This window comes from Devosia beringensis (assembly GCF_014926585.1).
GTDB lineage: Bacteria > Pseudomonadota > Alphaproteobacteria > Rhizobiales > Devosiaceae > Devosia > Devosia beringensis.
In genome coordinates this window covers 637122-661619 of sequence record NZ_CP045422.1, presented here as the reverse complement: position 1 = coordinate 661619, position 24498 = coordinate 637122, and the positions used below count along the sequence as shown (strand labels likewise).

Sequence of the window (24498 nt, the reverse complement as noted above, 5' to 3'; positions counted from 1 at the left end):
CAGTCGACCCGGCACCCGCGCCGCTTCTCCTTGCCGACAAAAAGGCCATCACCTGATGCACGACCCTGTCCATGTTGAACGCAACGGCCACCGCACCTGGCTGAAATGGCATCGCGGCCGCCGCCGCCGGGCCGATCCGGTCTTTACCGGCCAGCGCATTCTCGAGGGCATGGCGCTGGGCGCCTCGATCGAGGTCGACCTGGTGGTGACCGGCGACAAGGGCTTTGCCGTGCTGCACAATCTCGACCTGTCAGAGGAAACCACCGGCATCGGCCTGGTCGCCGACACCAGCGACGCCGCTCTGCGCCAGCTGCAGCTGCGCGACAATGACGGCGCACCGATCCCCGACAAGGTCATGCTGCTCGATGACCTCTGCGCGCTGATGGTCTCGGGCAGCGTCCATCCCGATGCCCTGCTGCAGCTCGATTACAAGGAGGACGACTCCGTCCTCGACGCCACGGCGCTGGCCAATTTCGCCCGGGCCACCAGGCCCGTTGCCGGCAATCTCATCCTCTCCTCGGGCAATGCCAAGGCCATCGCCATGCTGGCCGCCGAGGTGCCCGGCATCAGGGTCGGCTTTGATCCCAGCGACGAGGCGAGGGTCAACGCTGCCCGCGCCAGCGGCAGCCATGCCGCCTTCGTCGCCGAGACGCTGGCGGCGGCGCCAACCGCCGACCTGATCTACCTCTACTGGCAGATCCCGCTGCTGTTTGCCGAGGATGGCTTTGACATCATTGCGGCCTTCCATGCCGCCGGCAAACGCGTCGACGCCTGGACCATCCGTGAGGTCAATCCCGACAGCCTGGCCCAGGTCGAGCGCCTCCTGGCGCTCAAGGTTGACCAAATCACCACAGACGATCCCGAGGGCCTGGCAATGGCGCTGCAATCATGACCGACAACTACGACGATATTCTCGCCCATATGGTGGCCGTGGCGCGCCGCGCCGGCGTCTTGACCCAGGGCTATTTCCAGCGCCATCGCGAGCTCGAGATCGGCGTCAAGGGACCGGGCGATTTCGTCTCGGACGCCGACCGGGAATCCGAGCAGCTCATCCGCGCCGAACTGCTCGGCGCCTATCCGGACTGGAGCTTTACTGGGGAGGAATTCGCCCCGGTCGAAGGCAGCGACCGCGAGCATCGCTGGCTGGTCGACCCCATCGACGGCACCACCAATTTCCTCAACGGCCTCGATTATACCATCACCATCGCCCTGCGCCGCGGCAACCAGACCATGTGCGGGCTGATCTACAATCCCGTGGTCGACGAAATGTTCACCGCCATCAAGGGGCAGGGGGCCCGGCTCAATGGTGAGCCCATGCGCGTCAGCGCCAGCACCGTTGTCGCCATGATGTGCGTCGGCACCGGCCTGCCCACGCCGAACCTCTCGCTTTATCCGGGTGCCTATCAGCGCCTCGATGCCATCCGCGCGCCCATCGGCGCCGTGCGCATCATCGGTAGCGCCGCTTTGTCCTGCGCCTTCGTCGCCTGCGGCCGGCTCACCGGCTATTTCGAGGAAACCGGCTTTGTCGACACGGCAGGCGGCATCCTGATGGTGCAAGAGGCCGGCGGCGTGGTGACGGACTGGTGGGGTCGCGGCCCCGAGCATTTCGAGCGCAGTGGCGTCCTGCTGGTCGCCAACCAGGCCACCCACGCTTTTCTGCGGCCCCATCTCGACCCGGTCCCGCCGAAAAATCCCGCCTGATCGCAGGCCATTCGCCGCGCACACCACGGCCGACCGGCCGGCCGGCCAGGACGCGCAGGGGCCATCCTCTCGGCAGAAAAAAGCCCGACCTCGCAGGAGGCCGGGCTGATTGGTCGGAGTAGAGTGATTCGAACACTCGACCCCCTGCTCCCGAAGCAGGTGCGCTACCAGGCTGCGCTATACTCCGTCAGGTGTCGCGATCTCGGGCTTGTTCTGGCTGGCAGCGGGCTGCAAAGCCCGCTGTGCCACACGCGACGGCGGGCGTTATAGACCCGCTGACGGCGCCGTTCAAGCGTCTGCAAAAGGCTTTTTGCGAGCTCGTGGACCATGTTGCGAACCCGGGGCAAACCGTGTACGAACCGCGCCAGTTGGGGCGTCGCCAAGTGGTAAGGCACCGGTTTTTGGTATCGGCATCCCTAGGTTCGAATCCTAGCGCCCCAGCCAGCTTTTTTCGCTGTTTCGCCGGTCGTCACCCCGGCGCATGCGGGCCAGATGCCGCCAGCGCAGCGAAATCGCGCCCAGGGTGGCAGTGCGTTGATTTCGGTCAAGAAGCCCGGCGCCATTGTGCGGCAAGCTGCGCGCCATCGAGAGACCGGCATGGTGACGTCATGTACTTTCTGGGGCTGGCCGCTGACTTTGATGGAACCATCGCCACCGACGGCAAGGTCGAAGCCGCCACGCGGGACGCCCTGGCGGCGCTGCAGCGCAGCGGCAGGCGGCTGATCCTGGTGACGGGGCGGGAACTGGGAGACCTGGCCACCACCTTCCCCGACTATGGCATGTTTGATCGTCTGGTCCTCGAAAATGGTGCCGTGCTGCATGACCCTGCCAGCGGGCAGACGCGCGTCCTGGCGCCACCGCCCGATCCGGACCTGGTGCAGCATCTTCGCGGACTGGGCGTGGAGCGCCTGTCCGTCGGGCAGGCGATCATCGCCGCCTGGGAACCCGATCAGGGCAAGGTACTCGATGCCATCCGCCAGTCGGGGCTCGAGCTGCAGATCACCTTCAACAAGGGCGCCCTGATGGTGCTGCCCACCGGGATCAACAAGGCCAGCGGCCTGCGGGCCGCTGCACGTGACCTCAACCTGTCGCCAAGCGCCCTGGTCGGCGTGGGTGACGCCGAGAACGATCACTCCTTCCTGGCCATCTGCGGCTGCTCGGTGGCGGTGGCCAATGCCGTGCCTTCCATCAAGGCCGAGGCCGACCTGGTGCTGGGGCAGGATCACGGGGCCGGCGTGCGCTTTCTGGCCGAAGCCCTGCACAAGCTCGACGGCGACCTGCTGCCCGCCGGGCGACACGATCTGGCCATCGGCACGGCGCGCAGCGGCAAGCGCATCAGCATGCCGGTCCATCAGGGCAATGTGCTGGTGGTCGGCCCGTCGCAGATCGGCAAATCGACCTTTGCCACCATGCTGATCGAACAGATGCTGACCCATGACTGCGGCCTGGCCGTGCTCGACCCGGAGGGCGACTATCACACCATCAGCGGCACCAGCGTGCTCGATGCCAGCAATCCTGCCGTCAATGTCGCCGATTTCGAGCTCCTGCTGGCCGCCGGTCTCAATCCGGTCGTGGTCCTGCGCGGCATGAAGCATGAGGTCCGGCGGCACTTCATGCTCGATGCCATGGCCGCCGCCAGTGCCCGGCGCGAGCACATGGGCGCACCGGCCTTTGTTATCATTGACGAGGCCCATCAGGGCTTTGCCGTGTCGAACGGGGTGGAGTTTGGCGAGCAGCCCTGCGTCATCTTCATCACCGTCTCTCCCCGGCTGCTGAGCGCCGACGTGCTGGCCAGCGTCGGCACGGTCTGCGCGCTGGGGGCGAGCGCTGAATTCATGGTCAGGGACTTTTGTTCACTGGCCGGTCTGGAAGCACCCGCCATGAACGGCGCTTCCGTGCCGGAGCCGGGCGAGATGCTGGTCTGGCGGCGCAATTTTGTCGGGGTAGTGGTGCGGCCTCATGCACCGCTCCAGACGCATGTGCGCCATGCCGGCAAATATGCCACCGGCGATGTGGGCGACCAACGCAGCTTCTATTTTCGCGGACCGGACAACCGGGTCTGCGTTCAGGCGAGGAACCTCTTTGAGTTCCTGTCCAAGGGCGATGCGGTGGCAGACGAAGTATGGACCCATCATCTGCACAATGGCGACGTCAGCCGCTGGTTCACCAGCGTGATCCGCGACCAGGCCCTCGTCAGGGTAGCCGATGCCATCCGGGACGCCGGCTCGTCCACAGCCGCGGCCAGCCGGGCTTTACTGCGCGCCGAGATCGCCGAACGCTACAATCTGCCCGCCGATGGGCCTGCCTGACCATCCCTGGGATTGGCCAGGCAAGCGCCATTTATGAGCTCAGACCGGCGCCGGCGGTACCGGCAGGATGGGCGCGGGCGTTTCCGTCTCATCGGCATGGCTCTCAGCAGACAGCAGCTTGACCGCCGCATGCCAGTAGTCATCGGCCTTTCCCTCGGGGCGACCGTCGCGCTCCCACAGCTGATGGGCGACGACGCGGATCTCGTTCTGGTCAAGTTCAGCCATTAATCTCTCCTCCTGCATTGATGGACATTGGCAACATAGGGGCCTGTCCTGCGCTCTCCGCGCGCTGCTGCCGCGGTCCAGTCTCAACGACAGGGCAGGGCGATTGTTCCCTGTGCGCGCCGACGTCCTGTGGTGAGGTCCGTCGGCCCCGCGCGCCGCCGCCGCCTCTGTCATGGCCGGAAGACATCATGGACAGCCGGGACGGAACCTTCGACCCCGCGTGGCGTTGGTCAAGGTCAGCCAAAAATCTGAGGAGCGTCAACATGTCCAATCCCAGTCACTCATTCGGTTATTGGGGGACGGTGGCGCTGGCTGTCGTGATGGTGCTGTTCGGCTTGCCAATAATGCTCGGCGGCCTCTATCTCATCACGCTGGGCGGCTCCTGGTACTATGCGCTGGCCGGTCTCGGCCTGCTGGCTTCTGCCTGGTTCCTGTTCCGTCAGCAAATGACCGGCGTGTGGATTTATCTCGTTACCTATCTCGGCACGCTGGTCTGGGCACTGTGGGAAGCCGGGCTCGACGGCTGGGCCCAGGTGCCGCGCCTGGTCGCGCCGACCGTGATTCTGGTTCTAGTGCTGCTGACCATCCCGGCATTGAAAGGCCGCACAGCAGCGCCGCGCCGTGCCATGGCCGCAGCGGCCGCCGCAGTTGTCGCCGTGGGCGCCTCCCTGCTGGGCCTGAGCGCCGTGCGCGATGGCAATCTTGTGGCGCAGGAAACGACGCCGCCACCGGTCACCGAAACCCCTGCACCGGTTGAAACGCCGGCTGCTCCAGTCACCCCTGAGCAGACTCCCGCGCCAGCGCCGACCGCGCCACTGTCGCCGGCTGAGCCCGCGGTTCCGCCTACCGATGCACCTGCCCCGGATGCGCCCGCAGAGGGCGCTGCTCCGACTGGCGATCTCGCGCCTGCAGCCGAACAGTCAGTGGCCGAACAAGTTGTCGACAATCAGTTCGAAACCGGTGTGGATTGGCCCGCCTATGGCGGCACTCACCGCGCCGCGCGCTATTCCCCGCTCGCACAGATTACCCCTGAAAATATCGGCGAACTTGAGCAGATCTGGGAATTCCGCACCGGCGATCTGCCAGAGAATGACGAACCCTTCGGCAACCAGAACACGCCGATCAAGGTGGGCGATCGCCTGTATCTGTGCTCGGCACTCAACAAGATCAGCGCGCTCGACGCCGCTACCGGCGCCGAATTCTGGACCTATGATCCGGAAACGCCCGTCGACGCCGTTGGCTACAATGCCTCCTGCCGCGGCCTGATCTATTTTGCCGATCCGGCGGCCGATGAAACCGATCTCTGCGCCACCCGCGTCGTCAACCTCACCCACGATGCGCGCATGATCGCGCTCGACACCGAAACCGGCCAGCCCTGCGCCGACTTCGGCAATGTCGGCACCGTCAATCTGCTCGAAGGCATTGGCGATACCGCGCCCGGCTTTTATGCGCCGACTTCGCCGCCAACTCTCGTGCGGGACGTCCTCGTCGTCGGCAGCCAGGTCAGCGATGGGCAGACCCGCGAAGCGCCCTCGGGCGTGATCCGCGGCTACAACGTCGTCACTGGCGAGCTGGAATGGGCCTGGGATATGGGCCGTCCCGGCGAAACCGGTCTGCCGCCAGAAGGCGAAGTCTATACCCCCGGCACGCCCAATATGTGGACCATTGCCTCGGGTGATGACGAACTGGGCCTGGTCTATATGCCCATGGGCAATTCTGCCGTCGACTATTGGGGCGGTGATCGCTCCGAGGCCGAAAACACCTATTCAACCGCCATCGTCGCGCTCGACGTCGAAACCGGTGAAGTCGCCTGGAGCTATCAGACCGTGCATTACGACGTCTGGGATTACGATCTCGGCGGGCAGGGCACTTTGGTGGACTTCCCCACCGCTGACGGCCCGGTTCCGGCCATCATCATGCCCTCCAAGCAGGCGCAGTTCTATATTCTCAACCGCGAAACCGGCGAGCCGCTCGTCAATATCGAGGACCGTCCCGCCCCCCAGGGTGGCGTCGAGCCCGAGCGCCTGTCGCCGACCCAGCCCTATGTCACCGACTTCCCCAATCTGCTCAAGCCAAACCTCACCGAGGCCAGCATGTGGGGCATGACGCCGCTCGACCAGCTCTGGTGCCGCATCCAGTTCCGTCAGGCCAGCTATGACGGCGTCTACACCCCGCCCACCGTCGATCAGCCCTGGATCCAGTTCCCTGGCTATAATGGCGGCGTGGACTGGGGTGGCGTTGCGGTCGATCCGGTGAACAACATCATGATCACCAACTATAACAATATGCCCAACTACAACCAGTTGGTACCCCGTGAGGAAGTCGATGCACTAGGCGTCGTGCCGATCACCGACCCGAGCTATGACGCCGATGCCGGTGGTGGCTCGCATGGTAGCCTGAGCCCGCAGGCTCTGACGCCCTATGGTATCCGGGTGAATGCGGGCTGGCGCGTGCCCTTCACCGGCCTGCTGTGCAAGCAGCCACCCTATGGCGGAATCGCGGCGATCGATCTGGAAACCCGTGAAGTGCTGTGGGACCGCCCCTTCGGTTCGGCCCGCAAGAATGGTCCTTTTGGCATCCCCTCCATGCTGCCCATCGATATCGGCACGCCCAATAATGGCGGCGGCTTTGTTACCGCCTCGGGCCTGTTCTTTATCGCTGCCGCAACCGACGACATCCTGCGCGCCGTCGATATCGAGACGGGCGAGGAAGTCTGGAGTGTCGTGCTGCCAGCCGGCGGCCAGGCGACGCCGATGACCTATGAGGCCGAGGGTCGCCAGATCGTCGTCATCAATGCCGGCGGGCATGACTTCATGGAGACCCCCATAGGCGACTACTTCATCGCTTATGCCCTGCCGGAGAGCGCTACGCCCTAAAGCGCCTTTGCGGAGAGGTGGCTTCACCTCTCCGCAAAGAGCAGACTAGAATTCTGGTTCAAGCGTCAGGACCGTCATGCAAAACGCCTTGTCCATCATGAGCTATTGTGGCCCGTCGCCGCTCCCGGAAAACCTCTGGGAGCGGTGGAATTTTGATCCGGTCCTGCTTTCAGTCGTGCTTGCCGCCGCAGTCCTGTTCTGGTTCGGCCGGCCCCTGCGCAGCCGCGCCAGTGCCAGCTTCGCTGCCGGCATGGGCGTACTGGCGATCATTTTCATCAGCCCGCTCTGCGCCCTCACGGTGGCGCTGTTCTCCGCCCGGGTCGTGCATCATGTCCTGCTGGTCGCCGTGGCCGCGCCGCTGCTGGCCTGGGCGCTGATCCAGCAGAAGCGGTCCGGGCTCGCATTTTTGGCGTCAGCCTTGCCGCGCCTGGCCACCCCGCTCCTGGTGCTGCACACGGTCATCTTCTGGCTCTGGCACGCGCCGGATGCCTATCTGCTGGCCCTGACCAGTACGCGCGTCTACTGGCTGATGCAGCTGACATTGCTGGGCAGCGCCATGCTGTTCTGGGGCGCCGTCCTGCTGGCCTCGCCGGGCCGTGCCATCGTGGCGCTCGTCGCCGTCACCATCCAGATGGGCCTGCTCGGGGCGCTGCTGGTGTTTTCAGGCCAGCCGCTTTACGTGCCCCATTTCGCCACCACCGGGGCTTTCGGCTTGGGCGCCCTTGACGATCAGCAATTGGCCGGCCTCATCATGTGGGTCCCGGCCAGCCTGCCTTATCTGCTGGTCGCCGTCTGGCGCCTGGCAGCCTGGCTGCGCCAGAGCGAGGCGCGACAGGCGTGACCGCGATTCTCCTCAAATTCGTCCATGTCCTGGCCATTGCCATGTGGTCGGTCGGGCTGCTGAGCCTGCCCTTTCTCTACAGCCAGCGGCGCCAGCTCAAGGACAAAGCGCTGTTCAGTCTGCACAATTTTGTGCGCTTCTTCTATATCAAGCTCGTGTCCCCGGCGGCCTTCGTCGCCGTGGTGACGGGCACGGCCCTGATCTTTGTCGAGTCCACTTTCGTGCCGTGGTTCTCGGTCAAGCTGGCTTTGGTCGGTGCCATGGTCTTCATCCATGTCCTGAGTGGCCTCGTCATCCTGCGCCTGTTCGAGCCGGGCCAGACCTACCCCACCAGCCGCGTCATCATCGTCATCACGCTGACGGCGACCGTCATCGCCGCCATTCTGGTGACGGTGCTGGGCAAGCCGCAATGGGTGACCGCCGGCTGGATCAACGATTTTTTTGCCCCCGGCGCCCTGGGCGAGATGCTCCCCTTCCTTAGTGCTTGGTTGAGATGATGAGACCCACACCATGATCAAAGACCAGCTTGCCCCCATGCCAGCCCGCCAGCGCAGTCAGCACCGCCGAGAGCAGGGACAGCAACAAGCCGTGCGGCAGAATGGCCTCTGGCGCGGTCATGCGCAGGCCGAAATTGGCGCCGATCATGGCGATCAGGGTAATCGCGGCAATCGCATGGTTCCAGCTGGCCACCCGCACGCGAATGCCGGGTACTGCAAGCAGTTCGACCGTGCCGGCGGCGGACGCCAGGAGACCGAAGGCAAAGGCCGCGCCGGCTCCCCACAATCCAACCTGCACCCAGAACGGGTCGGCGGTGATCCAGTACATGCCGTCGGCGCCCAGGGTGCAGATCACCAAAGCAATGGGGAAATGCACCAGCATGGCATGAATGGGGTGGCCGGCCACCGCAACGGCAGAGCCGACATCCTGCTGCGCCATGTCGCGGATGCGCGGATTGGCATGCGAGGCGTCGGCCTCTCCCGTCGATTCTTCGGACTGCATTTCGGCTTCTTCGGCTTGTTTGGCGTCTTGTTCGGACAAGCTGGCCCCCTGGCTTTGCGGTTTGCTGCTCTTGCAGCAACGCCGCTGGCGCTCACAGGTTGCGCCACGCCCCTGTCTGCCCTCAATCCCGCCGGCCCTGCAGCCGCCAATATCGCCACCCTGTGGTGGGTGATGTTCTGGGGCGCCACCGTCCTTTTTGTCCTGGTCTTGTCCCTGCTGGCCCTCAGCTTCATCCGTCCCGCCTTCATTGCGTCGATCAAGCCATCGCATTGGATCATCGGCGGCGGCCTGCTCATGCCCATCCCGATCCTGATCGGCCTGCTGATCGCCGCTCTGGTCCTGGGTGAGCAACTGCTGCCCAAGCCGGGCGGATCGACCGTTCGGGTCGAGGCCCATGCCAGCCAGTGGCAATGGCGTTTCAGTTATCCCGATAGTCCGGGTGCAGCCCCCACTGAAACCTTGCATCTGCCCGCGGGCGAGCCGGTCGATATCGTCGTCACCGCCGAAGATGTCATTCACGCCTTCTGGGTGCCGCGCCTGGGCGGCAAGATGGACGCTATTCCCGGTCACACCAATGTCATCCGCCTGCAGGCCGACGAGCCGGGCATCTATCGCGGCATCTGCGCCGAATATTGCGGGCAGGGGCACGAGACCATGGGCTTTGTGGTCGAGGCGCATGCCCCGGCCGATTACGCCGCTGTCATTGGAGGCGCACCATGAGCCGCAACACGCGCAGCCCCGAGACAGGTGGCGAGCCGCTCTCGCCCATCGCTTTGCACAAGGCGCTGTCGGCCATCTGGGATACGCCACCCGGCTGGGGCCGGCTGTCCTCGGTCAACCACACCATTCTGGGCAAGCGCTTCATGGTGCTGGCGCTGATCTTCTTCACCATTGGTGGCCTGCTGGCCATGCTGATCCGCGCGCAGCTGGCCACGCCCAACAGCGCCTTTATCGGCCCGGAACTCTACAACCAGCTTTTCACCATGCATGGCACGGTGATGATGTTCCTGTTTGCCATTCCCATGTTCGAGGGCCTGGCGATCTACATGCTGCCCAAGCTGCTGGGTGCGCGCGATCTCGCGTTCCCGCGCATGACCGCCTATGGCTTCTGGTGCTACCTGTTCGGCGGCATGATCCTGATCGTCGCCATGGTGACGGGCTATGCGCCCAATGCCGGCTGGTTCATGTATACGCCACTGTCGTCGGGCACCTACACGCCGGGCATCAATGCCGATGTCTGGCTGCTCGGCATCACCTTTGTCGAAATCTCGGCCATTACCGCCGCCGTCGAGATCATGGTCACCATCCTCAAGATGCGCGCCCCGGGCATGTCGCTGACCCGCATGCCCATCTTCGGCTGGTACATGCTGGTCACCGCCGGCATGATGCTGATCGGCTTCCCGCCGCTGATCCTGGGCTCCATCCTGCTCGAAATGGAGCGGGCTTTCGATCTGCCTTTTTTCGACCCCACGCGCGGCGGCGATCCGCTGCTCTGGCAGCACCTGTTCTGGTTGTTCGGGCATCCGGAGGTCTACATCATTTTCCTGCCGGCCGCCGGCGTGCTGTCCACCATCATCCCCACCTTCGCCCGGCGGACTCTGGTCGCCTACAACGCCATCATCGTCGCCATCGTCGCCATGGCCTTTTTGAGCTTTGGCCTCTGGGTCCACCACATGTTCACGGTGGGTATTCCCCATCTGGCCTTGGCCTTCTTTTCGGCGGCCAGTGCACTGGTCGCCATTCCCACGGCGGTGCAGATCTTTGCCTGGATCGGCACGCTGGCTTCCGGAAAGCCCAAATTCGATATTCCCATGCTCTATGTCGTGGGCTTCTTCATCGTCTTTGTCTGTGGCGGGCTGACCGGCGTCATGCTGGCCATGGTGCCGTTCAACAGCCAGGCGCATGACAGCTATTTCGTCGTCGCCCACCTGCATTATGTGCTGGTCGGCGGCTTCGTCTTCCCCATGCTGGCCGCGCTCTATTACTGGCTGCCCCACTTCACCGGCCGCTCCAGCATTTATCGGCTTTCCGTGCCCGCCTTCTGGCTGATCATCATCGGCTTCAACCTCACCTTCTTCCTGATGCACGTCACCGGGCTGATGGGCATGCCGCGCCGCATCTCCACCTATCCATCCAACTGGGGCTGGGACTGGCTCAACCTGCTGTCCTCCTTTGGCGGCTTCATCATGACCATGGGCTTTGCCCTGGTGCTGATAGACATCATCATGCAGTTCCGCTTTGGCGTGCCATCGCCGCGCAATCCCTGGGGCGCGCGGACACTGGAATGGGCGACGCCCACGCCGCCGCCCTCCTATAATTTCGCTGCTTTGCCTGCCATTACCAAGCGCGCCGATGATCTCGATCCCGATAGCCTTGGCGCCACTTTGGCGGGCGGCGAGGGCTATCTCGGCTTCCCCCGCGCCAACCGCCAGGAGACGCTCGGCGTCGACATGATGACCGGCATTCCCGATCAGGTCATCATCCTGCCGCGCTCGAGCTTCATGCCGCTCTGGACGGCTTTGGCCACCGGCGTGTTCTTTCTCGGCCTGCTGTTCAAGGTCTATTGGATCGTGCCCATCGGGGCCGCGCTGGTGGTAGGGCTGTTCCTGCTCTGGCCGCGGGACCTGGGCGCCCAACGCGATATCGGCCCCATCGAAATCGGCCAGGACACTGCCGTCCCCGCCGATGGCGAGGTCACCGACAATGTCACTTGGTGGGCGTCACTCTTTGCCGTCGCCGTTGATTCCACGCTCTACGCGTCATTGCTGTTTGGCGGGCTTTACCTGGCCGTTGTCGCGCCGGGCTGGGAGGGCGCCGCGCCCGCCACCAACTGGCTGCCAGCCCTCGGGCTGGTCACCGCCTTCGCTGCCTCATTCCTCGCGCATCGGGCCCGCGCGCTCAACGCCACGGGCCAGCCGCCCCCCGCCTTTCTGCTCGGCGCCGCCGGCCTTTCGGGAGCCACGGCCCTGTTCTGCATTGTGGGCATGGTGCTGCTGGGTGACTCCACCGTTCACGCCAACCTGGCTTTGCGCTTCGCGCTCTATCTCTACTGTGCCGTGCACACGACCGTGGCCATGCTGATTGCCGGTCACGCCGCCTGGCGCTGGCACCAGGGCTATGTCTCGGCGGCCCGGGCCACCGATCTGCGCCTGTCTGTACTCTGGACCGACTACGCCGCCCTGGCCCTGCTGCCGGCTTGGGCGCTGATCCTGCTGCTGGCCAATGCGGGAGGACCGGCATGAGCAGGACCCTCTGGCCCATCCTGCCTGGCTTCACCCTCTGGGCGCTGGCGTTCATCGTGCTCTACGCAATGCAATATCTCGGCTGCTACTATGCCTGGGATCCGGCCCTGCACCGCACACTGCTGATCGCCGCCGCCATCGTCTCGCTCGCCCTGCTGGCCGGTTGCCTCGCCTTCCAGCTCAGGGCGCTGCGCCGGCCGCAGACGGCACCCACCGCCATCGACCGCATCGGAGTCGGCGCCACCATTGCCGCCCTGGCGGCCACCCTGGTCACACTGGCCCCGGTAACCTTCGTCTCGATGTGCCTCTAGCCAGCATCATCGTGCCCGCGCTGCCGAACTTATGACAATTTTATACCCAGCGCCTGCCTTCCGCATGGAAACCTGATGGCCCCAGGGCGCATCACGGCACTCCATTCTGGAGTATCTCGCCATGCTTGACGTTCTCTTTGTTCTCGCCGGCGCCGGCATCCTGGCGGCCCTTGCCGCCTATGCCGTTGCGCTCGACCGCTTGTGAGCCGGCCATGCTGCTCATCGCTTTCATCATCGCCCTAGCGCTCGCCATCTATCTGCTCGTGACGCTGCTGCGCCCCGAACAGTTCTGAGCGGAGAACCCTCATGACTATTATCGGATGGCTGCAGATCGGCCTCGTGCTGTTCTCAGTCCTGCTGCTCGCCAAGCCGCTCGGGCTCTACATGGCCCACGTCTTTGCCGGGGAACGCACCTTCCTCTCGCCCGTCCTGCGCCCCCTCGAATCCGGCTTCTATCGCCTCGCTGGCATTCGCCAGGACCACGAACAGGGTTGGCTAGCCTATGCCTTTGGCGTGCTCGCCTTCAGCCTTGCCGGCTTTCTCGCGCTCTTTGCCCTGCTGCGCCTGCAGGGCTTTTTGCCGCTCAACCCGCAGGGCTTTGCCGGCCTTGCGCCCGATCTGGCCTTCAATACCGCCGTCAGCTTTGTCACCAATACCAACTGGCAGAACTATGCCGGCGAAACCACCATGAGCCATCTCAGCCAGATGGCGGGCCTGACGGTGCAGAACTTCCTCTCTGCCGCCACCGGCATGGCCGTGGCCATCGCCGTCACCCGCGCCTTCATGCGCTCGGGCGCTACGGCGATCGGCAATTTCTGGGTCGATATGACCCGCGCCACGCTCTATGTGCTGCTGCCGCTGGCCATCGTCGTCGCCGTGGCCTTCATCGCCTTGGGCCTGCCGCAGACCCTCGATCCCAGCTTTGCCGCCACCACGCTCGAAGGCGCCCAGCAGACCATCGCCATCGGCCCGGTGGCCAGCCAGGAAGCCATCAAGCAGTTGGGCACCAATGGCGGCGGCTTCTTCAACGTCAACGCCGCCCATCCCTTTGAGAACCCCAACGCCTTTGCCAATTATCTCAATATCATCGCCATGCTCTCCATCTCGACGGCCCTGGTCTATGCCTTCGGCCAGCTGGTCGGCAATCGACGCCAGGGCTGGGCGCTGATCGCGGTCACCGTCACCCTGCTGCTGGTCGGCACCGGCGCCGTCTACTGGGCCGAAACCGCCGGCAATCCGCTGCTGCACGCAGCGGGCCTTGATCCGGCGCTCGGCAATATGGAGGGCAAGGAGGTCCGCTTCGGCCAGGCCATGACCGCGCTCTATGCCGCCGTCACCACCGGCCTGTCCGACGGCGGCGTCAACGCCATGCATTCCTCGCTGACCCCGCTAGGCGGCCTCGTGCCCATGTTCCTGATCCAGCTGGGCGAAGTTCTGCCCGGCGGCGTCGGCTCGGGGCTTTACGGCATGCTGGTCTTTGCCATTCTCGCCGTCTTCGTCGCCGGCCTCATGGTGGGGCGCACGCCCGAATTCCTCGGCAAGAAGATCGAGGCGCGCGAAATGAAGCTGGCCATGCTGGCCGTGCTCATCCTGCCTTTGGTCATCCTGGGCTTTACCTCTGTCTCGGCCATCCTGCCCTTCGGCATCAGCGCCGTCACCACGCCCGGCCCGCATGGCCTCAGCGAAATCCTCTATGCCTATAGCTCGGCCGCCGGCAATAACGGCTCGGCCTTTGGCGGCCTCTCGGCCAATACGCCCTGGTACAATACCACCCTGGCCATCGCCATGCTGCTCGGGCGCTTCGCCTATATCGTGCCGGTGCTGGCCATTGCCGGCGCGCTGGCTGCCAAGCCGCGCCTGCCGGCCTCCGCCGGCACCTTCCCCACCGATCGCCCGCTCTTTGTCGGCCTGCTGATCGGCATCATCCTCATCATGGGCGGGCTGCAATTTTTCCCCGCTCTCGCTCTCGGGCCCATCGTCGAGCATTTTGCCATGCTGTCCGGCCAGAGCTTTTAGGACCCCATTTCATGTCCACATCCACCCCACGCATCTCCGTCTTCAGCCCGGCCATTCTCCTGCCGGCTTTGCGCGACGCCTTTCTCAAGCTCGACCCGCGCCAGCTCTTCCGCAATCCGGTGATCTTCGTCACCGAGGTTGTGGCCGCCCTGGTCACCGCCATCTTCGTCCAGGATCTCCTGGTGGGGTCGGCCGAAGCCGGCTTCTCCGGCCAGATCGCCCTCTGGCTCTGGTTCACCGTGCTGTTCGCCTGTCTCTCCGAAGCCGTGGCCGAGGGGCGCGGCAAGGCCCAGGCCGAAAGCCTGCGCCGCGGCAAGACCGATCTGATGGCCAAGAAACTGCTGTTTCCCGAACGGGCGGGAGACACCGCCAGCGAAGTCATCCCGGCCACCGCGCTCAAGCTGGGCGACATTGTCTATGTCGAAACCAATGATATCATCCCAGGCGATGGCGAGATCATTGCCGGCGTCGCCTCGGTCAATGAAAGCGCCATTACCGGGGAATCCGCCCCCGTCATTCGCGAGGCCGGCGGCGACCGCTCCGCCGTCACCGGCGGCACCCAGGTGATTTCCGACTGGCTGCGCATCCGCATCACCGCCAAGCCCGGCGACAGCTTCGTCGACCGCATGATCGGCCTGATCGAGGGCGCCACCCGCCAGAAGACGCCCAATGAACTCGCCCTCTCCATCCTGCTCTCGGGCCTGACCCTGATCTTCCTGATTGCCGTGGTGACGCTCTACGGTCTGGCGCTCTACGGCGGCACCGAGCTCTCCGTCGCCGTGCTGGCAGCGCTGCTGGTCACGCTGATCCCCACCACCATTGGCGGCCTGCTCTCGGCCATCGGCATTGCCGGCATGGATCGCCTTATCGGCTTCAATGTCATCGCCACCTCGGGCCGCGCCGTCGAGGCGGCCGGCGACGTCGATACCCTGCTGCTCGACAAGACCGGCACCATCACCTTCGGCAACCGCATGGCCACCGAATTCCTGCCCGTCGCCGGGGTAAGCGAGAAATACCTGGCCGAGGCCGTGCTGCTGGCCAGCCTCTCCGACGAAACCGCCGAGGGCCGCTCCATCGTGGCCCTGGCCAAGGCCGATTTCGGCCTGGTCGAGCCTGTCCTCACCGGCAACGGCAACACCACGATTGAATTCTCGGCCCAGACCCGCATTTCCGGCATCGACATCGACGGCCGCCGCATCCGCAAGGGCGCCGTCGATGCCGTGCTGCGCTTTGTCAGCCTCGACAAGAGCCAGGCTGCTTCGGACTTTTCCAGGGCGGTGGACACCATTGCCCGCTCCGGCGGCACGCCGCTGGCCGTAGCCGAAGACGATCGCCTGCTCGGCGTCGTTCACCTCAAGGACGTGGTCAAGCCCGGCATCAAGGAGCGTTTTGCCGCTTTGCGCGCCATGGGCATCAAGACCGTCATGGTCACCGGCGACAATCCCGTCACCGCCGCCGCCATCGCCTCGGAAGCCGGCGTCGATGACTTCATCGCCGAAGCCACCCCCGAGCAGAAGCTCGACTATATCCGCAGCGAACAGGTCGGGGGTCGGCTGATCGCCATGTGCGGCGACGGCACCAATGACGCGCCGGCGCTGGCCCAGGCCGATGTCGGCGTCGCCATGCAGTCCGGCACCCAGGCGGCGCGCGAGGCCGGCAATATGGTCGATCTCGATAGTAGCCCCACCAAGCTCATCGAGATCGTCGAGATCGGCAAGCAGATCCTGATGACGCGTGGCGCGCTGACCACCTTCTCCATCGCCAACGACGTGGCCAAGTATTTCGCCATCATCCCGGCTCTGTTCGTCGTGACCTATCCGGGCCTCGGCGCGCTCAACGTCATGGGCCTGACTTCGCCGCAATCAGCCATCCTCTCGGCGGTGATCTTCAATGCCCTGGTCATCATCGCCCTGATCCCGCTGGCCTTGCGCGGCGTCACCTATCGCCCCGTCGGCGCCGCGGCTTTGCTGTCGCGCAACCTGCTCGTCTATGGCCTGGGCGGCCTCGTTGCCCCCTTCATCGGCATCAAGCTGCTCGACATGGCCATCACCGCCCTCGGCATCATCTAGGAACCGATCATGCTCAACCAAATCCGCCCGGCCATCGTCATGACCGTCCTCTTCACCCTGCTGACCGGCCTCGTCTATCCCCTCGCCATCACCGGCTTCGGCCAGTTGGCCTTCCCCGCCCAAGCCAATGGCAGTCGCCTCGATCGCGACGGCATCATCATCGGCTCGGCTTTGATCGGCCAGGACTTCACCCAGCCCGGCTATTTCTGGCCGCGGCCCTCCGCCACCGGCCCCGCGCCCTATAATGCCGCGGCCTCCAGCGGCTCCAATCTTGGCGCCACCGATGCCCGTCTCGTGGCGCGCGTCGACGACACCGTGGCCAGCCTGGGCGGTGCGCCGCTGCCGGCTGACGCCGCCACCACCTCGGCCTCGGGGCTTGATCCCGATATCTCCCCGGCCAATGCCCGCCAGCAACTGCCCCGTATTGCTGCCGCCCGCGGCGTGCCGCTGGCCACGCTCGAAGCGCTGCTGGCAGACAAGACGGCGCTGCCGATCTTGGCTATATTCGGCGAACCGCGCGTCAATGTCCTGGCGCTCAATCTGGCCCTCGATCAGCAGGCGCCCTTGGCGAGGTAACATGCAGCGCGCCGCCGACCCGCTCCGCCCCGATCCCGTCGCGCTGCTGCAGCTTGCCGCCCGCGAAGGGCGCGGCAAGCTCACCATCTTCCTGGGCATGGCCCCCGGCGTCGGCAAGACCTATGCCATGCTGGAGCGCGCCCGCGCGCTCCAGGCCAAGGGCGTCGATGTCGTCATCGGCCTCGTCGAAACCCATGGCCGGGATGAGACCGCCGCGCTGGCCGACGGTCTTGAGATCCTGCCGCGCCGTGACGGGGCAGGGGCATATGGCGGCTTTGACCTCGATGCGGCGCTGCAGCGCCGTCCGCAATTGCTCATCGTCGACGAGCTGGCCCATTCCAATCCGCCCGGTTCGCGCCATCCCAAGCGCCACCAGGACATTGCCGAGCTGACCGCTGCCGGCATCAATGTCTGGACCGCGCTCAATATCCAGCACCTCGAAAGCCTCTCCGACCTCGTCGCCCGCATTGCCGGCGTGCCGGTGCGTGAGACGGTGCCGGACGTGGTGCTCAAGACGGCCGACGATATCGTGCTGGTCGATCTGCCACCCGACGAGCTGATTGAACGCCTGCGGGCCGGCAAGGTCTATCTGCCCGACAATGCCGACCGCGCCCTGGCCGGCTTCTTCACCCCGGCCACCCTCACCGCCTTGCGCGAGCTATCGCTGCGCCGTGCCGCCGACCGGGTCGATGACCAGATGGTCGATCTGCTGCGCCAGGGCGCCATCGAGGGGCCCTGGGCCAGCGGCGAGCGCCTGCTGGTCTGCGTCGGTCCCGACGACATGTCCGACAGCGTGGTGCGGCAGGCCAGCCGCCTCGCCTCCGGGCTTAATGCCCGCTGGCTGGTGCTCTCGCTCGCCAATCCGCATGGAATGCCACCCGATGCCGAGGCCGGCGCCCGCCTCGAAACCACGCTCCAGCTGGCCGAACGGCTCGGCGCCGAGACGCGGCGCGAATCCGCGACCGACTTCGTCGCCGCTATCCTCAGGCTGGCGCGGCGCGAAAACATCACCCAGATCGTCATCGGCCGCAGCCGGCGCCGCCATTTCTGGCAGCGTTCCCTTCCCGATGCCCTGCTGCATCAGGCTGGCGATATCGGCATCCATATCGTTGCTGGCCAGCGGGCCGAGCGGAATGCCGCTTCGCGCCGCCGCACCGCCCCCGAATGGGCACTGGTCGTCGCCACGCCCGTGCTGGCGGTGGGCGCCACCACGCTGCTCGGCTTTGGCCTGTCGGCCATCGTGGCGCTGCAGAACCTCTCCATGCTCTACCTGGCCGCCGTGCTGCTATCGGCGGTGGTGGCTGGGCGTTTTTCGGCCCTGCTGGCCTCGGTCCTGTCCTTCCTGGCCTATAATTTCTTCTTCATCACCCCCACCGGGCGGCTGACCATTGCCCGGCCCGAAGAGGTGCTGTCGCTGGTGATCTTTGTCGGCGTTGCTCTGGCCGCCGGCCAGCTCGCTGCCCGCCTGCGGCTGAGCATCGACCGCGCCCGGCAGCAGACCAGCCAGGCCCAGGCTTTGCTCGATTTCGCCCGCAAGATGGCTGGCGCCTTCGGCCGCGACCAGGTGCTTGATGCCATGGCCAGCCACATCCACGCTGCGCTGGGCTCGCCCACCGTGGTCCTGGCCGCTGACGAGGCGGGCGAGCTTGCACTGGCCGCTGCCTGGCCGCCCGATCAGGATCTCGACGCCACCGCGATGATGGCGGCGCTCTGGGCCCGCGACAAGCGCGAGCCGGCCGGCTTCATGACCGGCACGCTGCCCCAGGTGCCCTATCTGTTTCATCCGGTCCGCTCGGGCCAGCGCGTGCTCGCCGTGGTGGGTCTGGCCATGCAAGCGGCCAATGGACCCGAAAGCGATGAGGAACAGCGCACCCTCAACGCCATTCTGGAACAATCCGCCATTGCCCTCGACCGCGCCCAGCTAGCGCGTGAGAGCAATGCGGCCTCCATTGCCCGGGAAAGCGAAAAGGTCCAGGCGGCGCTGCTGTCTTCGCTGTCGCACGATCTGCGCACGCCCTTGGCCAGCATTACCGGCGCGGTCACCAGCCTGCGCGAACTGGGCGAGCGCATGCCCGCCGCCACCAGGGCCGATCTCCTGCTCTCGATCGAGGAGGAGGCCGGCCGCCTCAACCGCTTCGTTGCCAATCTCTTCGAAATGACCCGCATCCAATCCGGCATGATCCGGGCGAAACGCCAGCCCACTATCGTAGCCGATGTCATTGCCGCGGCGGTCGGCCGGGCACGGCGACCCCATCCCGGCCTGGAGGTTGAGGTCAGCCTCGCCGATCCGACCCCCGTCGCCAGCGCCGACCCGGTCCTGCTCGAACAGGTGCTCTTTAATCTCCTCGACAATGCTGCCAAATATGCCGGCGACAGCCCGCTCACGATCTATGCGCGCGCAGAGAAAGACAGTGTGATGATCACGGTAACCGATCAGGGCAAGGGCATTGCTGCGGCCGACCTGGAGCGCATCTTCGACAAGTTCTACCGCCGCGCCAAGGGCGATGGCCGCCAGGCCGGCACCGGTCTGGGCCTGGCCATTGCCCGCGGCCTGCTCACCGCCATGGGCGGCACCATCACCGCGGAAAGCCCGGCCATGCGTCGGCGCGGCACCCGCTTTGTCATCCGCCTGCCGCTGGCCGGGCCGGCCGCGCCATGAAGCCGCGTATCCTCGTCGTTGATGACGAGCCACAGATCCAGCGCTTCCTGCGGCCGGCGCTCGAAGCCAGCGATTTCGATGTCGAAACCGCCGACACCGCCGCCATGGCCAGGCGGATGGCCGCGACGCGCGCGCCGGCGCTGATCGTGCTCGATCTGGGCCTGCCCGATGGCGACGGCAAGGATGTCATCCTCGCCGTGCGCGCCTTCTCGTCGGTCCCCATTATCGTCCTGTCCGCCCGCGATCAGGAAATCGAAAAGATCGCCGCCCTCGATGCCGGCGCCAATGACTATATCGAAAAGCCCTTCGGCATCGGCGAGCTGCTGGCTCGTATCCGCGTGGCTTTGCGCCACGCCGAGCCTGGCGACGCGCCCCCGGGTCCGCAGCACTTCGGTCGGGTGACCCTCGATCGGCAGCTTAGACTCGTACGTGTGGGCGACGATCCCGTGCACCTTACCCCCAAGGAATACGACCTGCTCGTCCTGCTCGCCGATCACGCCGGCCGCGTCGTTACTCATGGCATGGCACTGCAGCGCCTCTGGGGCCCTGCCCATGCCCAGGACACGCAATATCTGCGCGTCCTCGTCGCCCAGCTGCGCGCCAAGCTCTCGGACAATGCCGAACCCCGCCTCATCGAGAACGAGGCCGGGGTCGGCTATCGGCTGGTCGCGACAGCGTCCTAGCCGTTCTGCCAGCCAATGGTCAGCCGGCGCCCGCCATACTGGCTCTGCCACACGGTCTGGCTGAGCGGCGCATGCGGCCCGGCGCTCTGCGTGCAGATAAGCGTTCGTGAGCCCATTGTCCGCACCAGGCTCAGCCCGTCATCCTCCAGCGTCATCCGCGCATCGGCAGTGTCGAAGAACGCCCGCTCCTCTGCCCGCAGCCCCAGCAATGTCTGCGTCAGCCGCGCCTTGTCGCCGACAAAACCCTCCGCTTCTGCTGCCCCGTGCAACCCATCCCAGTCCACCGGCAGCCGGCTGTCGGGGTCGGTTAACGTGTAATAAGGCGCCTCACAGCCGCGATAGATGTCGGGAAAGCCCGGCATCAGGCATTTGAGCGTCAGCTGCGTCAGGCTGAGGGCGTCGCCGGTCTCGAGCAGCCGCGCCAGCGCCGCCGGCCTGGTCTCGATCCACTGCGCGCTCAGCGCCGCGGCAAAAGCGATCGCCGGATCCTCGATCGCGGCCACCGGCCGGGTCCAGTATGTGACCTCCTTGGCCTCGCGCATCGCCTTGACGATATGCGCCGCCAGCCGTTCCTGTAGCGCCTCGGGTTCGGCTCCCCAGATGGCCAGGGCCGACTGGGCAATATACCAGCGCCAGCGCGGCGATACGTCTGCTGCTTCCGGCAGCATGCCGGCCGCTTCCACCAGTCCGGCAAACTCGTCCGGCAAGTGGCTGATCGCCGCCAGCCGCATCCTTGCGTCTTCGGAGCGCTTGGTGTCGTGGCTGGTGCTCAGCGTCATGTCCGACGGGCGGCGCTGCGCCAGGAAGGCATTGACTTCATCCGCCTCGATCGTCGCCTCGGCCGGCTCGGCGCCGACATCATTGCCCGCCAGATAGGCCGTCCAGCGGAACCCGGCGGTGTCCTCCTGTGCCTTGGCCAAGAGCGCCCCCGACACCTGCTGGAAACGCACGGCAAAGGCCAAGGCCGCCGCCGATGCCGGCGTCACCAGCCTGGCCGCCAGATGCTCCAGCACCCGCGCGGAGCGCAGTCCTGGCCGCGCGGCTTCCACGATGTCGTCGATCAGCGCGCGGTCCTGCGCATCGGCGCCGTCGCCATCCACATAGGTGCGGTAGCGCGTCATCCCGGTCAGCAGCGCCGTCACCGCATCGCGCAGGCTTTCCGGCCCCGGTTCGACCGTCCCATCGTCGGCCAGTGCCGCCGCGCCCAGTCGGACCAGCTGATGCAGTTCGGCCGCCAGCTCATTATGGAGGATATCCAGTTTGGCCTGCGTCAGCACATCGGCAAAGTCGCCGGCCTGGCCGGTATAGGCCCGCCAACTCTGCTCCAGCCGCGCCCGCCCATCTTTATCGGTCAGCACCCGCGCCAGCAGTCGTCCGGCCTCGTAGCCGGTGGTGCCGGCCGTCTGCCAGCCCGAAGGCAGTGTCTCGCGCCCGACCAGGATTTTCTCGACCCAGACCGGCGTCCCCGGCAGCGCGGCGGCCAGCCGCTCGAGATAGGTCCTTGGGTCGGCCAGCCCGTCAATATGGTCCACCCGCAGCCCGTCGACATGGCCAGCGCGGACCAGCTCGAGGATCAGGCTATGCGTGTCGGCGAACACCGCCTCGTCTTCCACCCGCATGCCGATCAGCCCGGTGACGTTGAAAAACCGCCGATGGGTAATGCTGTCGCGCTCGGTCTCCCAGTGCCGCAACCGCCAGTGCTGCCGCTTGTGCAGCGCCTGCAGGTCATCGACGGTGCTCGCGCCCTGGCGTCCGTCGGCTGCCAGCGGGATTTCCATCTCGCCGACGCGCCAAAAGCCGTCCGATGCAGAAAACGCCCCGGCCGCCAGCATTGCGGCAAAGGGTTCTGGCAGGAAGGGCAGGGCCAGCAGTCCCGCTGCCCAGTCGATATCGAAATGCCGACCATAGCGGCTCTCCTCGCCATGCGCCAGCACGTCGGCCAGCCAGGGATTGTCCAGCGTGAACGCCGTGTGGTTGGGCACGATGTCGAGGATCACGCCCAACCCCTTCTCATGCGCTGCAGCGGCCAGCGCCTCGAACCCGGCGCGGCCGCCCAGGCTTGGTTCGATGGCGGTCGGATCAATCACGTCATAGCCATGCGTGGAGCCGGCTGCCGCAGCAAAGATCGGCGACAGGTAGAGGTGGGAAATCCCCAACGCGGCAAAGTAGTCGAGCTGCGCGGCAACCTCGGCAAAGCCGACGCCCTCGCGCAGCTGGATGCGGTAGGTCGCGGTCGGGATCGGATCAATCATGGAAATGGCCTTGGACGGAGAGCGCAAAATTGTCTCTCTCGATACGGTTGAGCGTGAACTGGGGCTCTTGCGCCCCCGGAGGGAAGGCGCCGACAGTGCCGAAATTGACCGCCAGATGCAGCGAGCCAGCAGCAAACCGCCAGTTCGCCTCAATGGCACTGCCGCCGATCCGGCGAGCCTGCGCCGCGCCGACCCGCCCCGATTTCAGCAGCGGCACGACATAGTCCCGGCGGAAGGCCAGGGCTTGCCGTGTCAGCGCCAGCCAGCTTTGCGCTGCCGCATCGGTTTTCCAGGTCAGCTTGGAGGCGGCAAAGGTGTCCACGGCCAGCGGATCGGGGGGTGGTTCCTCGGCCGCGGCAATCGCGCCGATCTCCGCGGCCCGTCCCTCGCGGACATTGTCGGCCAACTCCCCGTGAAAATCGGCAAAGAACAGGAACGGCGCCTGTTCGCCCCGCTCCTCGCCCATCACGATCATCGGCACATAGGGGGCCACAAGCAGCATGGCATAGGCGACTTCCACAGCCTTTGCATCGGCCAGCGTGATCAGCCGCTCGCCATGCGGACGATTGCCGATCTGGTCATGCGTCTGGATGGCGTTGACGAAGGCGGTTGGCTGCAGGTGATCGCTTTTTTCCCCGCGCGGCCCATCGCGTCCCTGGCGCTCCTGCCCTTCCTCGACCTGGCCATGCGCCAGCGCGCGGCACAGGTCGCCGATCGGGTCCACCGCATAGCTGGCATAGTAGTCGTGGTCTTCGCCGGTCAGCGCGGTATGGATAGCGTGGTGGAAATCGTCGTTCCAGCTGGCATCATAAAGCCCGTCCTCGCGCCAGCGCGGACTATTGCGATCATCCTCGGTGATCAGGTGAATGCGGCGCGCCGGGTCCAGCGCCCGTAGCCGGGTCGCCATCTCGGCCAGGAAGTCGTCGGCTCCCGGGCCGGTGATTTCGTGCACCGCGTCAAAGCGCAGCCCGTCCAGCCGGTAATCGGCAATCCACATGCTGGCGCAGGCGATCCAGAATTCGCGCACCGCCGGCAGGTCGAAATGGATGGCCGCCCCCCAGGGCGTATGGCGCTCGGGCGCGAAGAATTCCGGCGCCAGGCTGTGCAGATGAGCGCCTTCGGACCCGAAATGGTTCATGACAATGTCCAGGATCACCATCATGCCCAGACCATGTGCGTGGTCGACAAAGGCCTTGAACGCGTCCGGCGTGCCATAGGCGGGGTGGGGCGCATAGGGCAGGACGCCGTCATAGCCCCAGCCGCGCTTGCCCGACCATTGGCCGACCGGCATCACCTCGATAGCGGTAATCCCCAGATCCGCCAGTTCGTCCAGTCTGTCCATGGCCGCAGCAAAGGTGCCTTCCGGCGTAAAGGTGCCGACATGCAATTCGTAGATCACCGCCTCGGGCCAGGGACGTCCCTGCCAGCTCGAGCGCCATGGATAGGTCCGGTGGTCGACCAGCACCGATTGAGCATGTACGCCGCCCGCCTGCAGCCGGCTGGCCGGATCCGGCATGGTCTGGCCGTCGGAGATGAACTGATAGGACGTGCCGGGCGACGCGCCGACGCGCGCGTACCACCATCCATCGCCATCGGGCACCATGGCCTGCTTGCCGCCTTTGAGCTCGACGGTCACGGCCTTGGCGGATGGCGCCCAGGTCGCGACTGACCAGGTGCCGTCGTCATGGGGAACGGCGCCCCAGTGATGTGTCATGCTTTGCCCTCTTGTTGCAGGGCTA

The 24498-nt window shown here is 65.7% G+C and carries 20 protein-coding genes and 2 tRNA genes; 16 read left to right on the top strand and 6 right to left on the bottom strand.

Annotation, left to right across the window (positions count from 1 at the left end; translation table 11 throughout):
- The first annotated feature begins 55 nt into the window (after positions 1-55).
- Positions 56-892 (top strand): glycerophosphodiester phosphodiesterase, encoded by an 837-nt coding sequence (locus tag GDR53_RS03240; RefSeq protein ID WP_193336672.1) that lies wholly within the window; start codon positions 56-58, stop codon positions 890-892.
- On the top strand, positions 889-1701 hold the full coding sequence (locus GDR53_RS03235; RefSeq protein WP_193336671.1) for an inositol monophosphatase family protein: 813 nt from the start codon (positions 889-891) through the stop codon (positions 1699-1701). Before GDR53_RS03240 ends, GDR53_RS03235 begins: the two co-directional genes overlap by 4 nt.
- Before the next feature lie 110 nt (positions 1702-1811).
- Here the strand turns inward: GDR53_RS03235 and GDR53_RS03230 are convergent.
- Positions 1812-1888: transfer RNA gene (locus tag GDR53_RS03230), tRNA-Pro, on the bottom strand.
- A 182-nt stretch (positions 1889-2070) separates the two neighbouring features.
- Between GDR53_RS03230 and GDR53_RS03225 the strand changes: the two genes are divergently transcribed.
- Both GDR53_RS03225 and GDR53_RS03220 read left to right on the top strand, forming a co-directional pair.
- Positions 2071-2145, top strand: a tRNA-Gln gene (locus GDR53_RS03225).
- 164 nt (positions 2146-2309) lie between these two features.
- A complete protein-coding gene (locus GDR53_RS03220) occupies positions 2310-4010 on the top strand; it encodes an HAD-IIB family hydrolase (protein ID WP_193336670.1) in 1701 nt (566 codons plus the stop codon).
- A 39-nt stretch (positions 4011-4049) separates the two neighbouring features.
- Here the strand turns inward: GDR53_RS03220 and GDR53_RS03215 are convergent, their stop codons facing one another.
- Complete coding sequence (locus tag GDR53_RS03215; RefSeq protein ID WP_193336669.1) at positions 4050-4235, bottom strand: DUF2934 domain-containing protein; 186 nt, start codon at positions 4233-4235, stop codon at positions 4050-4052.
- A gap of 263 nt (positions 4236-4498) precedes the next feature.
- On the opposite strand from GDR53_RS03215, the gene GDR53_RS03210 reads away from it, so the two are divergent.
- The 3 genes from GDR53_RS03210 to GDR53_RS03200 all read left to right on the top strand — a co-directional run bounded on the left by GDR53_RS03210 (position 4499) and on the right by GDR53_RS03200 (position 8449).
- A complete protein-coding gene (locus GDR53_RS03210) occupies positions 4499-7111 on the top strand; it encodes an outer membrane protein assembly factor BamB family protein (RefSeq protein WP_232846716.1) in 2613 nt (870 codons plus the stop codon).
- Between the two features lie 76 nt (positions 7112-7187).
- The gene (locus GDR53_RS03205) at positions 7188-7952 is read left to right on the top strand and encodes a cytochrome c oxidase assembly protein (RefSeq protein ID WP_193336668.1); all 765 of its coding nucleotides are present in this window, start codon (positions 7188-7190) and stop codon (positions 7950-7952) included.
- Positions 7949-8449 carry a CopD family protein gene (locus tag GDR53_RS03200; protein WP_193336667.1) on the top strand — a complete coding sequence of 167 codons (501 nt, stop codon included), beginning with the start codon at positions 7949-7951 and terminating at the stop codon, positions 8447-8449. Before GDR53_RS03205 ends, GDR53_RS03200 begins: the two co-directional genes overlap by 4 nt.
- Here GDR53_RS03200 and GDR53_RS03195 read toward each other — a convergent pair.
- Positions 8430-8951 (bottom strand): DUF2231 domain-containing protein, encoded by a 522-nt coding sequence (locus GDR53_RS03195; protein ID WP_193336666.1) that lies wholly within the window; start codon positions 8949-8951, stop codon positions 8430-8432. The two genes, GDR53_RS03200 and GDR53_RS03195, sit on opposite strands and share 20 nt — an antisense overlap.
- 27 nt (positions 8952-8978) lie before the next feature.
- Between GDR53_RS03195 and coxB the strand changes: the two genes are divergently transcribed.
- The 3 genes from coxB to GDR53_RS03180 are packed head-to-tail and all read left to right on the top strand — an operon-like array spanning position 8979 to position 12504.
- Positions 8979-9671 carry a cytochrome c oxidase subunit II gene (gene coxB / locus GDR53_RS03190; RefSeq protein WP_232846715.1) on the top strand — a complete coding sequence of 231 codons (693 nt, stop codon included), beginning with the start codon at positions 8979-8981 and terminating at the stop codon, positions 9669-9671.
- Positions 9668-12193 carry a cytochrome c oxidase subunit I gene (gene ctaD / locus GDR53_RS03185; protein ID WP_193336664.1) on the top strand — a complete coding sequence of 842 codons (2526 nt, stop codon included), beginning with the start codon at positions 9668-9670 and terminating at the stop codon, positions 12191-12193. The genes coxB and ctaD overlap by 4 nt, the downstream gene beginning before the upstream one ends.
- Positions 12190-12504 carry a hypothetical protein gene (locus tag GDR53_RS03180; RefSeq protein ID WP_193336663.1) on the top strand — a complete coding sequence of 105 codons (315 nt, stop codon included), beginning with the start codon at positions 12190-12192 and terminating at the stop codon, positions 12502-12504. Before ctaD ends, GDR53_RS03180 begins: the two co-directional genes overlap by 4 nt.
- 91 nt (positions 12505-12595) lie before the next feature.
- Here GDR53_RS03180 and GDR53_RS03175 read toward each other — a convergent pair whose 3' ends face one another.
- Positions 12596-12739 (bottom strand): hypothetical protein, encoded by a 144-nt coding sequence (locus GDR53_RS03175; protein WP_193338189.1) that lies wholly within the window; start codon positions 12737-12739, stop codon positions 12596-12598.
- Between GDR53_RS03175 and kdpF the strand changes: the two genes are divergently transcribed.
- The 6 genes from kdpF to GDR53_RS03145 are packed head-to-tail and all read left to right on the top strand — an operon-like array spanning position 12717 to position 20507.
- Positions 12717-12797, top strand: a complete 81-nt coding sequence (gene kdpF, locus GDR53_RS19910; protein WP_408639794.1) for a K(+)-transporting ATPase subunit F — start codon at positions 12717-12719, stop codon at positions 12795-12797. The two genes, GDR53_RS03175 and kdpF, sit on opposite strands and share 23 nt — an antisense overlap.
- A 13-nt stretch (positions 12798-12810) precedes the next feature.
- Positions 12811-14520 carry a potassium-transporting ATPase subunit KdpA gene (gene kdpA / locus GDR53_RS03165; protein ID WP_193336661.1) on the top strand — a complete coding sequence of 570 codons (1710 nt, stop codon included), beginning with the start codon at positions 12811-12813 and terminating at the stop codon, positions 14518-14520.
- Positions 14521-14531: 11 nt separating this feature from the next.
- A complete protein-coding gene (kdpB, locus tag GDR53_RS03160; protein ID WP_193336660.1) occupies positions 14532-16589 on the top strand; it encodes a potassium-transporting ATPase subunit KdpB in 2058 nt (685 codons plus the stop codon).
- 9 nt (positions 16590-16598) lie between these two features.
- The gene (gene kdpC / locus GDR53_RS03155) at positions 16599-17165 is read left to right on the top strand and encodes a potassium-transporting ATPase subunit KdpC (RefSeq protein WP_193336659.1); all 567 of its coding nucleotides are present in this window, start codon (positions 16599-16601) and stop codon (positions 17163-17165) included.
- Between the two features lies 1 nt (position 17166).
- The gene (locus tag GDR53_RS03150; RefSeq protein WP_193336658.1) at positions 17167-19824 is read left to right on the top strand and encodes a sensor histidine kinase; all 2658 of its coding nucleotides are present in this window, start codon (positions 17167-17169) and stop codon (positions 19822-19824) included.
- Positions 19821-20507: a response regulator gene (locus GDR53_RS03145; protein WP_193336657.1), complete on the top strand. Its 687-nt coding sequence runs from the start codon at positions 19821-19823 to the stop codon at positions 20505-20507. Before GDR53_RS03150 ends, GDR53_RS03145 begins: the two co-directional genes overlap by 4 nt.
- Here the strand turns inward: GDR53_RS03145 and treY are convergent.
- Both treY and treZ read right to left on the bottom strand, forming a co-directional pair.
- Positions 20504-22759 (bottom strand): malto-oligosyltrehalose synthase, encoded by a 2256-nt coding sequence (gene treY, locus GDR53_RS03140; protein ID WP_193336656.1) that lies wholly within the window; start codon positions 22757-22759, stop codon positions 20504-20506. The two genes, GDR53_RS03145 and treY, sit on opposite strands and share 4 nt — an antisense overlap.
- Complete coding sequence (gene treZ / locus GDR53_RS03135) at positions 22752-24473, bottom strand: malto-oligosyltrehalose trehalohydrolase (RefSeq protein WP_193336655.1); 1722 nt, start codon at positions 24471-24473, stop codon at positions 22752-22754. Before treZ ends, treY begins: the two co-directional genes overlap by 8 nt.
- Positions 24474-24498: the final 25 nt, after the last annotated feature.

Bases quoted from the DNA above. Each gene is read 5' to 3' on its own strand.
- GDR53_RS03205 (WP_193336668.1), top strand. From the start codon at position 7,188: ATGCAAAACGCCTTGTCCATCATGAGCTATTGTGGCCCGTCGCCGCTC.
- kdpC (WP_193336659.1), top strand. From the start codon at position 16,599: ATGCTCAACCAAATCCGCCCGGCCATCGTCATGACCGTCCTCTTCACC.
- kdpA (WP_193336661.1), top strand. From the start codon at position 12,811: ATGACTATTATCGGATGGCTGCAGATCGGCCTCGTGCTGTTCTCAGTC.
- GDR53_RS03180 (WP_193336663.1), top strand. From the start codon at position 12,190: ATGAGCAGGACCCTCTGGCCCATCCTGCCTGGCTTCACCCTCTGGGCG.
- GDR53_RS03235 (WP_193336671.1), top strand. From the start codon at position 889: ATGACCGACAACTACGACGATATTCTCGCCCATATGGTGGCCGTGGCG.
- GDR53_RS03175 (WP_193338189.1), bottom strand. From the start codon at position 12,739: ATGATGAAAGCGATGAGCAGCATGGCCGGCTCACAAGCGGTCGAGCGC.
- ctaD (WP_193336664.1), top strand. From the start codon at position 9,668: ATGAGCCGCAACACGCGCAGCCCCGAGACAGGTGGCGAGCCGCTCTCG.
- GDR53_RS03240 (WP_193336672.1), top strand. From the start codon at position 56: ATGCACGACCCTGTCCATGTTGAACGCAACGGCCACCGCACCTGGCTG.
- treZ (WP_193336655.1), bottom strand. From the start codon at position 24,473: ATGACACATCACTGGGGCGCCGTTCCCCATGACGACGGCACCTGGTCA.
- treY (WP_193336656.1), bottom strand. From the start codon at position 22,759: ATGATTGATCCGATCCCGACCGCGACCTACCGCATCCAGCTGCGCGAG.
- GDR53_RS03145 (WP_193336657.1), top strand. From the start codon at position 19,821: ATGAAGCCGCGTATCCTCGTCGTTGATGACGAGCCACAGATCCAGCGC.
- GDR53_RS03210 (WP_232846716.1), top strand. From the start codon at position 4,499: ATGTCCAATCCCAGTCACTCATTCGGTTATTGGGGGACGGTGGCGCTG.
- GDR53_RS03195 (WP_193336666.1), bottom strand. From the start codon at position 8,951: ATGCAGTCCGAAGAATCGACGGGAGAGGCCGACGCCTCGCATGCCAAT.
- kdpF (WP_408639794.1), top strand. From the start codon at position 12,717: ATGCTGCTCATCGCTTTCATCATCGCCCTAGCGCTCGCCATCTATCTG.
- kdpB (WP_193336660.1), top strand. From the start codon at position 14,532: ATGTCCACATCCACCCCACGCATCTCCGTCTTCAGCCCGGCCATTCTC.
- GDR53_RS03220 (WP_193336670.1), top strand. From the start codon at position 2,310: ATGTACTTTCTGGGGCTGGCCGCTGACTTTGATGGAACCATCGCCACC.
- GDR53_RS03150 (WP_193336658.1), top strand. From the start codon at position 17,167: ATGCAGCGCGCCGCCGACCCGCTCCGCCCCGATCCCGTCGCGCTGCTG.
- GDR53_RS03215 (WP_193336669.1), bottom strand. From the start codon at position 4,235: ATGGCTGAACTTGACCAGAACGAGATCCGCGTCGTCGCCCATCAGCTG.